This is a genomic window from Aureimonas sp. AU20 (genome assembly GCF_001442755.1).
In the GTDB taxonomy this organism is placed as follows: Bacteria; Pseudomonadota; Alphaproteobacteria; order Rhizobiales; family Rhizobiaceae; genus Aureimonas.
Genome location: NZ_CP006368.1, coordinates 264,681 through 277,210, shown reverse-complemented (window position 1 = coordinate 277,210; position 12,530 = coordinate 264,681). Strand labels below are relative to the sequence as shown.

The 12,530-nt window shown below is 70.5% G+C and carries 11 protein-coding genes; 1 reads left to right on the top strand and 10 read right to left on the bottom strand.

Annotated features, from left to right (window positions below; translation table 11 throughout):
- Positions 1-35 precede the first annotated feature (35 nt).
- The 5 genes from M673_RS18215 to M673_RS18195 are packed head-to-tail and all read right to left on the bottom strand — an operon-like array spanning position 36 to position 6,252.
- On the bottom strand, positions 36-1,763 hold the full coding sequence (locus M673_RS18215) for an acetyl/propionyl/methylcrotonyl-CoA carboxylase subunit alpha (protein ID WP_061978127.1): 1,728 nt from the start codon (positions 1,761-1,763) through the stop codon (positions 36-38).
- Entirely contained in the window at positions 1,760-3,376 is a 1,617-nt protein-coding gene (locus tag M673_RS18210; RefSeq protein WP_061978126.1) for an urea amidolyase family protein, read from the bottom strand. The genes M673_RS18215 and M673_RS18210 overlap by 4 nt, the downstream gene beginning before the upstream one ends.
- 11 nt (positions 3,377-3,387) lie before the next feature.
- Positions 3,388-4,188, bottom strand: a complete 801-nt coding sequence (locus M673_RS18205; RefSeq protein WP_061978125.1) for a putative hydro-lyase — start codon at positions 4,186-4,188, stop codon at positions 3,388-3,390.
- Complete coding sequence (locus M673_RS18200; RefSeq protein ID WP_061978124.1) at positions 4,185-4,955, bottom strand: LamB/YcsF family protein; 771 nt, start codon at positions 4,953-4,955, stop codon at positions 4,185-4,187. Before M673_RS18200 ends, M673_RS18205 begins: the two co-directional genes overlap by 4 nt.
- Before the next feature lie 22 nt (positions 4,956-4,977).
- Positions 4,978-6,252 carry an NRAMP family divalent metal transporter gene (locus M673_RS18195; RefSeq protein WP_244493117.1) on the bottom strand — a complete coding sequence of 425 codons (1,275 nt, stop codon included), beginning with the start codon at positions 6,250-6,252 and terminating at the stop codon, positions 4,978-4,980.
- A 335-nt stretch (positions 6,253-6,587) separates the two neighbouring features.
- Here M673_RS18195 and M673_RS18190 point away from each other — a divergent pair, with 335 nt between their 5' ends.
- Positions 6,588-7,250, top strand: a complete 663-nt coding sequence (locus M673_RS18190) for a GntR family transcriptional regulator (RefSeq protein ID WP_244493118.1) — start codon at positions 6,588-6,590, stop codon at positions 7,248-7,250.
- 13 nt (positions 7,251-7,263) lie between these two features.
- Here M673_RS18190 and M673_RS18185 read toward each other — a convergent pair whose 3' ends face one another.
- From M673_RS18185 to M673_RS18165, 5 genes are read right to left on the bottom strand one after another with little or no spacing between them, the layout of a single operon-like run.
- A complete protein-coding gene (locus tag M673_RS18185; protein WP_061978122.1) occupies positions 7,264-8,694 on the bottom strand; it encodes an amidase in 1,431 nt (476 codons plus the stop codon).
- On the bottom strand, positions 8,694-9,551 hold the full coding sequence (locus M673_RS18180) for an ATP-binding cassette domain-containing protein (RefSeq protein WP_061978121.1): 858 nt from the start codon (positions 9,549-9,551) through the stop codon (positions 8,694-8,696). Before M673_RS18180 ends, M673_RS18185 begins: the two co-directional genes overlap by 1 nt.
- Positions 9,548-10,372, bottom strand: coding sequence for an ATP-binding cassette domain-containing protein (locus M673_RS18175; protein ID WP_202814311.1), 825 nt, complete (start codon positions 10,370-10,372; stop codon positions 9,548-9,550). The genes M673_RS18180 and M673_RS18175 overlap by 4 nt, the downstream gene beginning before the upstream one ends.
- Positions 10,372-11,226 carry an ABC transporter permease gene (locus M673_RS18170; protein ID WP_082639817.1) on the bottom strand — a complete coding sequence of 285 codons (855 nt, stop codon included), beginning with the start codon at positions 11,224-11,226 and terminating at the stop codon, positions 10,372-10,374. Before M673_RS18170 ends, M673_RS18175 begins: the two co-directional genes overlap by 1 nt.
- A complete protein-coding gene (locus M673_RS18165) occupies positions 11,223-12,170 on the bottom strand; it encodes an ABC transporter permease (RefSeq protein ID WP_061978119.1) in 948 nt (315 codons plus the stop codon). The genes M673_RS18170 and M673_RS18165 overlap by 4 nt, the downstream gene beginning before the upstream one ends.
- Positions 12,171-12,530: the final 360 nt, after the last annotated feature.

Below are 12,530 nucleotides of genomic sequence, written 5' to 3'. Positions count from 1 at the left end.
CCCCGACGCCTCGCACACGCTGTGCGGCACCCGTTTCAGGCGGGCTCGATCCGCGCCAGAACCGCGCCAACCTCCTGATATCCGTCCTTGGAGAGGATGCGCAGGCGGCCCGCATGCGGCGCCGTCACGTTGGTTTCCATCTTCATGGCTTCCATCGTGACGAGGATCGCGCCTGGCTCCACCGCGTCGCCGTCCGAGAAGCGCCAGGCCTGCAGCGTTCCGGCGACGGGCGCCGCGACAGCGCCGGGATCAGCCACGGCACTCGGTGCCGGGGCTTGCGCGGGCGCGGCAAGCGGGTTGAAGCCTGCGGCGAAGGCGGCCGGCAGGCCGAGCAGGACGCGGCGTCCGTCGATCTCGACCGGTAGGCGCAGCATGGGCGCCTCGCCGAGCGGCGCGGGCCGCGCCTGCTCGGCCAGCGTGTCGGCGAATTCCGTCTCGATCCAGCGCGTGTGAACGCCGAAACCGTCTTCCGCTGTGAAGGCCGGCGCATCGAGAACCGCGCGGTGGAACGGCAGCACCGTGGCGACGCCCTCGATCGCGAACTCGCCCAAGGCCCGGCGCGCGCGGGCGAGCGCCTCCTCGCGCGTCGCGCCGGTCACGATCAGCTTGGCCAGCATGGAGTCGAAGGCGGGGTGAACGCGCGAGCCGGCGATGACACCGCTATCGAGCCGGATGCCGGGGCCGGAAGGCGGGTCGAAACGCGTCACCTCCCCCGGCGTCGGCAGGAAGCCGCGCGCGGGGTCCTCTGCGTTGATGCGGAACTCGATGGAATGGCCGCGCGGCGCCGGAACCTCCGAAAAGGACAAAGGAAGGCCGTCGGCGATGCGGAATTGCTCGCGCACGAGGTCGATGCCCGTCGTCTCCTCGGTCACGGGATGCTCGACCTGCAACCGCGTGTTGACCTCGAGGAAGGAGATGATCCCGTCGCGACCGAGCAGGAACTCCACCGTTCCCGCGCCGGTATAGCCGGCCTCCGCGCAGATGGCGCGGGCGGATTCGTGGATGCGGGCGCGCTGCTCGTCGGTGAGGAAGGGCGCGGGCGCTTCTTCCACCAGCTTCTGGTTTCGCCGCTGGAGCGAGCAGTCGCGCGTGCCGAGCACGGCGACATGGCCGTGCCGGTCGGCCAGGACCTGCGCTTCCACATGGCGCGGCCGGTCGATGAAGCGCTCCACGAAGCACTCGCCGCGCCCGAAGGCGCTGGTCGCCTCGCGCACGGCCGACTCGAAGAGCTCGGCCACCTCGTCCATCTCCCAGGCGACCTTCAGCCCGCGCCCGCCACCGCCGAAGGCGGCCTTGATGGCGATGGGGAGCCCGTGCTCGCGGGCGAAGGCCAGAACCTCCTCGGCGGAGGCGGCCGGGCCGTCCGTGCCGGCCACCAGCGGCGCGCCGACGCGCTCGGCGATGCGCCGCGCCTCGACCTTATCGCCCAGCGCCTCGATCACCGCCGGGTCGGGGCCGATCCAGGTGAGGCCGGCGTCGATCACGGCTTTGGCGAAATCCGCCCGCTCCGAGAGGAAGCCGTAGCCGGGATGGACGGCGTCGGCGCCGGCCTTCAAGGCGATCGCGACGAGTTTCACGCCGTCGAGATAGGTGTCGGCCGGCTTGTCGCCGCCCAGCGCATAGGCCTCGTCGGCGGCGCGGGCGAAGGGCGCGTCGGCATCCGCGTCGGCATAGACGGCGACCGAGCCGAGCCCGGCGTCGCGGCAGGCACGGACGATGCGAAGGGCGATCTCGCCGCGATTGGCGATGAGGACTTTTTTCATGGCGTGGTCTCGTGAGCGAGAGGCGCGATCTCGGCGAAGGGGCGGATCGGACGGAAGCGGATGCGGGCATGAACCGGAATCTGGCCCGCGAGGTCGAGATGGTATTCGGCGACCGTCGCGATCACGGGATAGCCGCCGGTCAACGGATGGTCGGCCAGGAACAGGACGGGCTGGCCGCTATGGGGCACCTGGATCGCGCCGGTCGCCGTGCCCTCGCTTGGCAGCTCACCCATCCCCTCACGCTTGGAGAGCGGGACGGCGCCCTCCAACCGGATGCCAACGCGGTTCGACTGCGGCGTGACCTCAAAGACCTGAGACGCCAGGAGCGCGACGGCCTCGTCGGTGAACCAGTCCGTGCGCGGCCCCATCACGACGTCGAGCACCACGGTCTCGCCGCGCGCCGGGCAAAGGAAGGGTGCTTCGAGCGCGGGGGTCACCGCGCCGACGATCGTGCGCGCGACCGGGTCGGCGCGCAGCACGGCCCCCGCCGTCACCACCGGCGGGCCGACATGGGCGAGCGTGTCCGTGCTGGCGCTGCCGAGAACGGGCTCGACGGCGAAGCCGCCGCGCAGCGCCAAATAGGTCCGCACGCCGGCCTTGGGCGCGGCGATCTCCAGCCTATCGCCGGGCTCCAGGGCCAGCGTATGCCACGTCTCGGCCGGGACATTGCGCCCAGCCGCGTCGATCAGCGACAGCGGCGCGGGCGCGCCGGCGATCGCCACCACGGCGCTCTCGCGCGCTTCCAGCCGAAAGCCGCCGCCGGTGATCTCCAGCACCGGTGCGTCGGTCCGGTTGCCGACCAAGCGGTTGGCCGCGCGCATAGCGCCGCCGTCCAGCGCGCCGGAGGCCGAAACGCCCTGGCGCGTTTCGCCGAAGCGGCCGCGATCCTGAAACAAGGCGGGCATGGCCGCGGCGAGAACGGCCAAGCCCCCTGCCCGCGCCTGCGCCTCCGCCGCGGGCGCGGTGGCCGCGGCCTCCTCGCGAAGCCGCTCGGCCTCGACCGGCGCGATGGGGACGAAGCGCACCCGGTCTCCCGGCTGGAACAAGGCCGGCGGGGTGCGGGCGAGATCCCACATCGGCACCGGCGTCGTGCCGATGAGCTGCCAGCCGCCGGGGCTCGGCTGCGGGTAGACTCCGCTGAACGGTCCGGCCAGCGCCACCGAGCCCGCCGGAATGCGCGTGCGCGGGCTCTGCCGACGCGGCACGTGCAACGCCTCGTCGCCGCCGACGAGATAGCCGAAGCCCGGCGCGAAGCCGGAAAAGGCGACCGTGAACTCGGAGGCCGCGTGGCGCCGAATCACCTCCTCGACGGAAAGCCCGGTCAGCGCCGCCACCTCGCCGAGATCCTCGCCATCATAGACCGTCGGCACCTCGACCAGAGCGCCGCCGCGGTCGGGCCGGGCGGTCAGATCGCGCGCGCGCAGGGCTTCAGTCAGCGCCTCGGGCGAGAGGATTTCGGGTTGGAAGCGGATCATCAGCGTGCGGGCCGCCGGCAGCACCTCGTCGACGCCGGCCAGCGGTTCGGCCTGGAGCGAGGCGAAAAGCGCCAGCGTCTCGCCGAGATCGGCAAGCTCCACCAGCACCACGCGAAGACTGACCGGCAGGATGCGCATCGGAAGAACTCTCAAACGTGATAGGCCGCGTCGGGAATGTCGGTCACGAACATGTGGCCCGGCGAATGGGTGATGGCGAAGGGCACGCCGGAGGCCATGACCGCCGCCTGCGGGGTGACGCCGCAGGCCCAGAAGACCGGGATCTCGCCGGGCTCGATGCGAACGGGATCGCCGAAATCGGGCTTGGCGAGGTCCGATATGCCGATCCGATCCGGCGCGCCGACATGGACGGGCGAGCCGTGGACGGCGGGAAAGCGCCCCGAAATCATCGCCGCATCCGCGACGCGCTCGGCCGCAACGGGGCGCATGGAGACGACGAGATTTCCCTTGAGCCGCCCGGCCGGGCGGCAGGCGCGGTCGGTCAGATACATCGGCACATTGGTGCCGTCGGTGATGTGGCGCACCTCGATGCCGGCCTCGACCAGCGGCGTCTCGAAGGTGAAGGAGCAGCCGATCAGGAAGGCGACGAGATCGGGGTGCTCGGCCCAGGCGGCTGTCGCGTCCGGCACTTCCTCGGCCAGCTTGCCGTCCCGCCAGATGCGGTACAGCGGCAGGTCGGTGCGAAGGTCCGCTTGCGGCGCGAGCGTGGTGGTGACCGACCCCACATCCGTGACGTCCAACACCGGGCAGCTCTTGGAGTTGCGCTGGGCGTAGAGCAGGAAGTCGAAGGCCCAGTCGCGCGGCAGGACGATCATGTTCGCCTGCGTCAGGCCCGGTGCGACGCCGGCCGTCGGCGCCACTTCTCCGGCGCGGTAGCGAAGCCGCGCCGCGCGGGCGCTTTCCAGCTGCGCCTGCGTGGCGACGGCACTCATGCCCGCTCTCCCGTGAAAGGCCGCACGGCGATGGAGGAAGCCTCGAAGGCCTCGCGCACGGCGCGCGCGATGGCGACCGCGCCAGGACTGTCCCCATGAACGCAGATCGACTGCGCGGTGAGGCGCACGGTGGAGCCGTCGATGGCCTCCAGCGTGCCGGACTGAGCGAGTTGCACCATGCGGCGGGCGACCGTTTCGGGATCGTGGATCACCGCGCCCGGCTCGCGGCGCGAGACCAACGTGCCCTCCGGCGTATAGGCGCGGTCGGCGAAGGCCTCGGCCACGGTCGCCAGCCCCGCCTCGCGGGCCTGCGTGAGGATCGGCGCACCGGCGAGCCCCATCAGGACCAGCGCGGGGTCGGCGAGCTTGATCCCTTCGATCACCGCCCGCCCCTGGCGCGCGTCGCCGGCGATGCGGTTGTAGAGCGCGCCATGCGGCTTGACGTAGGTGACCGAGGTGCCGGCGGCGCGGGCCAGCCCCTGCAGCGCGCCGATCTGGTAGACGACGTCGGCCAAGAGATCCTCGTGCGCCACGTCCATGTCGCGCCGGCCGAAGCCGACGCGATCGGGATAGGAGACATGGGCGCCGACCCTGACGCCCCGCTCGGCCGCCTCGCGCAAGGTGCGAAGCAGGCCGGCAGGATCGCCGGCATGGAAGCCGCAGGCGATGTTGGCGCTGGACACGATGGAGAGCATCGCCGCGTCGTCGCCCATGGCCCAGGCGCCGTAGCTTTCGCCGAGATCGCTGTTGAGGTCGATGGCGGACATAGGCGTTTCGTCCTTTCGCGGATCAGCGGCTGAGGAAGGCGAAGATCGGGCCGATGGAGCGATAGCCCATCCACCAGGTCAAGGCGGCGGTGGCGACGCCGAGGCCGAAGAGCCAGATGGGATGGCGATAGTCGCACATCAGATCCCGCCGCGCCCAGGCAGCGTAGAGGATGATGGTGAGGCCGATCGGCAGGACAAGCCCGTTGAAGCCGCCGACGAAGACGAGAAGCGCGGCGGGCGTGGTGCCGATGAGCAGGAAGATGGCGAGCGACACGGAGATGAAGACGACGGTGGCGTAGGACCGGGCGCGATCGCTCATGCCGGTCTTGAAGGCGGTCATGAACGAGACCGACGTATAGGCCGCGCCGATGATCGAGCTCATGCCGGCGGCCCAGAAGATCAAGCCGAAGACGCGGAAGCCGAACTCGCCGACGGCATGGCCGAAGGCCTGGGCGGCGGGGTTGGCGGTGCGGCCCGACAGGTCCAGCGTGACGCCTGACGACACGACGCCGAGAATGCCGAGGAACAGGATGAAGCGCATGATGCCTGTCACCGTGATGCCGTTCAGCGCGGCCTTGGTGACGGAGGGGATATTCTCCTTGCCGACCAGCCCCTTGTCGAGAAGGCGGTGGGCGCCGGCATAGGTGAGATAGCCGCCGACCGTGCCGCCGACGATCGTGGTGATCGTGGGGAAGTCGATCGTGTCGGGCCAGACGGTCTGGCGCAGCGCCTCGCCGACCGGCGGGCTGGCGGAATAGGCGACGAACAGGATCAGTGCGATCTTGATGACACCGAGCGCGATCATGGTGCGGTCCATGACCCCGCCGGCGCGCTTGTTGAGGAAGATGCCGATCGCCAGCAGCGCCGAGAGCGCACCGCCGATCTTGGGGTCGAGCCCGACCAGCGCGTTGAGGCCGAGGCCGGCGCCGGCGACATTGGCGATGTTGAAGAACAACCCGCCCAGGATGACGAGGAAGGCCAGGAGATAGCCCGAGCCGGGGATCGCCGCGTTGGCGATGTCGGAGGCGCGCATGCGCGTGGCGGCGACGATGCGCCAGATGTTGATCTGGACGATGTAGTCGATGATCACCGAGGCCAGAATGCCGAAGGCGAAGGCCGCGCCCATGGTCTGGGTGAAGGTCGCGGTCTGGGTGATGAAGCCCGGTCCGCTGGCGGCGGTCGCCATCAGGAAGACCGCCGAGACCAGGGCGAAGCGCTTGGACTCGTTGCCCCGCCCGAAGGTCGAGGACGCGGCCGGCACGGCCGGCCGGGGGGAAGGAACTGGATCCATCGTCATGCTCCCATGGGGCGGCGCGCGCCGGAGGATTGGGGCCGAATTGCGGTGACAGCTTCCGACGATTGAACGACAAGGTCAATATTGTTCAACGATTTTTGCATGACTGTCCTGCAATTTGTGCAGAACGTCGGCAACATGTCCAACAAGCGAGCAACGTCCTGCGCGGCTCTTGCGCAAAGTCCGCCCTGCGCCTGCGCCCAGAGTGCGCGCGAGGCTTGATGTCGGCCCCGGCTTGGCCGATGGTCCGCGACGATTCGAGACACGGGCCAAGGAGCGGGGATGCCGGCGCGAACGACCAAGACCGCTTGGGCCAGCTCTGGGCGCGGCCTTTCCGATTGAGCGCCGTCGTTGCCAATCCGCTGGCGCTGACGGCGCGCATCGCCGAGGCGCTGCGCGACCGCATCATCGCGGGCGAGCTTCTGCCCGGCCAGCGCCTGTCCGAAACGGCGCTGGCAGGCGATCTCGCCGTGTCGCGCAACACGCTGCGCGAGGTGTTCCGCCTCCTCACCAAGGAAGGGCTGCTGCACCACGAGCCCAATCGCGGCGTCTTCGTTTCGGTGCCCTCTGCCGCCTCGATCCTCGACATCTATCGCGTGCGCCGGATGCTGGAATGCCAGGCCCTGGCCCAGGCCTATCCCGGCCACCCCGCCGCCGCGCGCATGGCCGAGGCCGTGGCCGAGGCGCGGGCGCGCCATGCCGAGGCCGACTGGCAAGGCGTCGGCAGCGCCAATATGCGCTTTCACGCCGCCGTGGTGGATCTGGCCGACAGCCAGCGCCTGTCGTCCTTCTACGCGCAGGTCGCCGCCGAACTGCGCCTTTGCTTCGGCCAGCTCGACGATCCCGAGCGCTTGCACGCCCCCTATATCGAGATGAACGCGTCGATCCTGGCCGAGCTGGAAGCGGGCCGGCCCGAAGAGGCGAGCCGCGCCATGGAGCGCTATCTCGTCCGCTCCGAGCGCATGATCCTCGCAGCCCTCGCCCGTCTCTCCACGAGTTGAAGGCCCGAACGGGTCAGGCCGGCAGGAAAGCGTCCTGAGGCGCAGCGGCGACGGCACGCGGCGGCTCGGGCCAGCGGATCGGCGCCCGCCAGCTCTCGAAGAGCTTCGACAGGCGCATCACCAAGAGATCGCCGAAGCGCGGGCCGACGATCTGCATCCCGATCGGGAAGCCGTCCGGCGTGAAGCCCGCATTGATCGAGGCGGCCGGCTGGCCGCTCATATTCCAGGGCACGGTGAAGGCGATGTGCTCGAAGGGGCGCCCGGCGGGGTCGTTGGTGGGCGAGGGCCATTCGGCGGGATAGTGCACCACCGGCGCGGTGGGTGAAAGCACGACGTCCACCTCCTGAAACAGGGCGGCGCAGGCGCGTGCCATGTCCAGCGTCCGGTTGAAGCCGCGCGCGACCTCCACGCCCGAAAGCCGCCCGCCCCGCTCGGCCCACTCAGTGATCGCGGGTAGCACGCGCCCGCGCGCCGCCTCGTCCAAGAGCGCCATGTCGCCCCAGAACTTGGCGCGCCAGAAATCGTCCAGCCCGTCCAGCATGGTGCGTGTGAGAACGCCGGGCACCTCGACGATGCGCGCGCCCACCGCCTCGAAGCGCCGCGCCGCCGCCTCTGCCACTGCCCGCACGCTATCGTCCACCGGCAGGCCGCAGCCGGCGTCCAGCATCAGCCCGATCCGCAGGCCCGAGACATCCACCGCGAAATCGCCCCAGGCCAGCGCCTCGTAGGGAAGGCTGATGGCGTCGCGCGCGTCGGGCAGCGAGAGGACCGGCATCATCAGGGCGGCGTCGGCGACGCTGCGGGTCATCGGCCCGGCAGAGCGGCCGACATAATAGGGATCGATCGGAATGCGCCCGTTGCTAGGCTTCAAGCCGAACAGGCCGCACCAGTTGGCGGGCAGTCGCACCGAACCGCCGATATCGGTGCCGAGATGGAGCGGGCCGTAGCCGGCAGCGGCCGCCGCGCCCGCTCCGGCGCTGGAGCCGCCGGGGTTCCTGGCGAGGTTCCACGGGTTGCGCGTCAGCTTGTGGAAGGTGGAAAGGCCGGACGAGAGCATGCCGAAATCGGGGCATGTGGTCTTGGCGAAGAGGATGGCGCCGGCTTCGCGCAGGCGCGCGGCCGAGGGCGCGTCCACTGCGGCCGGCAAAAGCGTCGTCGCCGCCGTGCCGAGCGGGATCGGCGTACCCTCCGTCGCGATCAGTTCCTTCACCGTCACCGGCAATCCGTCGAGCGGCCCCGTCGGCGCCCCCTTCGCCCAGCGCGCCTCGGAGGCCTTCGCCGCCGCACAGGCCCCTTCGGGATCGTAGGCATAGAGCGCCGAGATATGCGGCTCCCATAGCTCGATCCGGCGCGTGACCGCGTCGAAATACTCGACCGGCGACAGGCGCCGATCCGCGAAGGCGGTGAGAACAGCGGCGGCGTCGAGAGATAGGAGATCGGTCATCACGGGGCCTGGGCAGAAGCTGGAGAAACGGGCGGGGAGCGCCGGCGGCGGCCGATCGTGTGCAGCGTCGGCTCGGCCGCGAGGAGCCGTCTTGTGTAGTCGTGCTGCGGCCGGTCGAGAACGTCCCGCACGCTCCCCTCCTCCACCACGCGTCCGGCGCTCATGACGGCGACGCGGTCGGCGATCTCGTCCACCACGCCGATATTGTGGCTGATGAAGAGCACCGACAGGCCGTGTCGGTCGCGAAGATCGAGGATCAGCCGCAGGATCTGCGCCTGGACTGAAAGGTCGAGCGCGGAGACCGCCTCGTCGGCCACCACAAGGCGCGGCTGCGTGACGAGCGCCCGGGCGATGGCGATGCGCTGGCGCTGGCCGCCGGAAAACTCGTGGGGGTAGCGCGCCCCGTCGGCCGCGCGCAGGCCGACGCTTTCCAGAAGCCGCGCGACGAGATCGGTGCGGTCCCGGCCCTTTGGCGCGTCCGGCACGACATGGAGCGGCTCGGCGACGATGCGCTCCACCGTGTGGCGCGGATCGAGCGAGCCATAGGGGTCCTGAAACACCATCTGGAAGTCGCGCCGCTTGGCGGCGAGCGCGCGGGGCGAGAGAGCGAAGAGGTCCTCGCCCTCGATCAGGACCTCGCCCGAGGTCGGGCGGTCCAGCGCCATGGCGATGCGCGCCAGCGTGGACTTGCCGCAGCCCGATTCCCCGACCAGCCCAAGGATCGAGCCGCGCTCCAGCCGCAGCGACACGTCGTCCACGGCGCGAAAGGCGCGGCTCGCCCCGTTCGCCCCGCGCACGCGGTAGTCGCGCGACAAATGGCGCACGTCGAGAACGGGAGGGGTTCTCGCCTCGCTCATCGCGCCGGCTCCCGATCGGCGGCGGGCGGGGAGGCGAGGCCGGCGCGGGCGCGGCGCGGCAGGGCGGCGAGAAGTTCACTGGTGTAGCTGCTGGCGGGATGGCGCAGTACGCGCTCGGTCGGCCCCTCCTCCATCGTCCGGCCGCGAAGCATGACCAGCGTGCGGTCGGCGATCCGCGCGATCACGCCGAGATCGTGGCTGATGAGGATCAGCGCGAGGCCGAGCTCGTCCACCAGCTCCTCCAGAATGTCGAGCACTTCCTTCTGCACGGTCACGTCCAGCGCGGTCGTGGGCTCGTCGGCGATCAGCAGGTCAGGCTCAAGCGCCAGGGCTATGGCGATGCCGACGCGCTGGCGCTGGCCGCCGGAGAGTTCGTGGGGATAGCTGTTGATGCGCCGGGCGGGATCGGGAATGCGCACCCGCTCCAGAAGCGCGAGAGCCTCGGCCCGCGCCTCGCGCCGCGTGGCGGACGTGTGCAGGCGAATGCCCTCCGCGATCTGCGCGCCCACGGTCATGGCCGGGTTCAGAGCCGTCATCGGCTCCTGGAAGATCATTCCGATGCGCCGTCCGCGCAAGGCGCAGCGCTCGCGCTCCGAAAGGGCCAGCATGTCCCGCCCCTCGAACAGGATCTGCCCCTCGGCCCGCGCGCCGCGCGGCAGGAGGCCGATCGCGGCGAGCGCCGTGATGGACTTGCCCGAGCCGGACTCGCCGACGATGCCCAGCGTTTCGCCGCGTGCCAGCGTGAAGGACAGATCGTCGACGACCCGAACGAGGCCCTCCGGCCGGTGGAAGGCGACCGAAAGCGAACGAACGTCCAGCATCAGGCGGCCTCCCTTCCGCGCGGGTCGAGATGGGCGGCGAGCCCGCGACCCGTGAGATTGAGGCCGAGAACGGTCAGCGCGATCGCAAGGCCCGGGATCACCGCCATGTGCGGCGCCTGGAGGAGGTAGGTCTGGGAATCGGCCAGCATCCGCCCCCAGGTCGGGGCCGGCGGGGTCGGCCCGAGGCCGAGGAAGGACAGGCCCGCCTCGGTCAGGATCGCGAGCCCGAGCTGGATCGTCACCTGAACGATGATCTGGCCGGAAATATTGGGCAGGACATGCTCGGCGGTGATGCGCGCGGTGCCCTTACCGGCCATCCGCGCGGCGAGAACGTACTCGCGCGCCCAGATCTGGCGCGCCGCGCCGCGGGTGACGCGGGCGAAGACGGGGATCATGAAGACGCCGATGGCGGTCGCCGCCGTCAGCGAGCCGGGGCCGAGGATCGCCCCGAGCATGATCGCCGAAAGGATGGGCGGCAGAGCGAACAGCGCGTCGCAGACCCGCATGAGGGCCGCGTCGAACAGGCCCGGCCGGGCGGCGGCGAAAACGCCCGCCAGCGTGCCGAGCGCGGCGCCGAAGCCGACGCTGCCGAGCGCGACGGAGAGGGAGTTGCGCGCGCCCACCATCATCATGGAGGCGATGTCGCGGCCGAGTTGGTCGGTGCCGAGCCAGCCCGCCTCCAGCGGCCCTTTCAGCTTGCGCAGGATGTTGAGCTTGGCCGGCTCGGCCGGGGTCCAGACCAGCGACAGGAGCGCCAGCGAGGCCAGCGTCAGCGTGATCGCGAGGCCGATCAGGAGCGAGCGGTTCCACAGGCAGCGGGGCACGGGGGCGGAGGGCAAGGCCAGCGTGCTCATGCGCGCCTGCGAAGGCGCGGATCGACGATCGTGTGCAGGATGTCCACCACCAGATTCACGAGGATGACGATCACGGCAAAGAACAGGACGACGTTCTGGATCACCACGAGATCGCGCTGCGACAGGGCCTGCCAGGCCAGGCGGCCCATGCCGGGAAGGTTGAAGACGTTTTCCACCAGCACCGCGCCCGCGATCAGAAACGAGAATTGCAGGCCGAGCATGGTGAGCACAGGCACCAGCGCGTTGGGCACGGCGTGGCGCCACAGGGCTCTGGCGGGCGAGGCGCCCTTGGCCCTCGCGGTGCGCACGAAATCCTCGTTCAGCACCTCCACCACGGCGGCGCGCGTGATGTTCACGAGGACCGCCGATTGCGGAATGGCCAGTGCCACGGTCGGCAGGATCAGCGCCCGAACCGCGGGCCAGACGCCGGCATCCCAGCCGGGAAAGCCTCCCGCCGGCAGGAGCCCGAGCCCCAGCGCCACGCCCATGACGAGCAGCAGGCCGATCCAGAAATTCGGCACGGCGATACCGGCCTGGGCATAGAAGGTGGCCGCCATGTCCACCGCCCCGCCGGGCCGGGCAGCGGCGAACGTGCCGAGCGGCAGAGCGACGAGAACCGCCAGCGTCGCCGCCATCAAGGTGAGCGGCAGCGTCACCGCGAGGCGCTCGGCGATGAGGTCGCGCACCGGCACGCCGTAGGTGTAGGACGTGCCGAGGTCGCCGGTGGCAAGGCCGCCGAGCCACGCGGCGTAGCGCTCGACAAGCGGGGCATCGAGCCCCATCGACGTGCGCAGCGCCGCCAACGTCTCGGGCGTCGCCGAAGTCCCGAGCATCGTGGCCGCCGGATCGCCGGGCATGACCTCCATCACCGCGAAGACGAAGACCGAAAGGATCAAGAAGGTCAGCGCGAAGCCGGCGAGGCGCCGGGCCAGGGCTATGAGCATGGGCAACTCCGATCTCGCGCCTCCTCGCGTCCGCCGATAGCGATCCGGCCGCCAGAGGGACGGGATCAGTTCTGCCACACCCGGGGCCCGATCGCGACAGGCGCGGCCAGCGCGAGGGCCGGTCGGCCAAAGCCAAGGGGACGAAAACAACTCGCGAATCGTCCGCCTAACTTACTATAAGCGGTGCACACTCCGATGTGCGAGCCTTCGCGGTGAAATTGATGCACTGCACCTCTCATGGCTATGTGGAATTTAAGCGATCCGTCTAAGGGGGCGACGCCGCGAGTCCGCTTCTCCGAAGCGGCGATCGGCGCACGGGGCCCGACAAGCCCAATCGCAAAACAAGAGCGCCACCGCGTC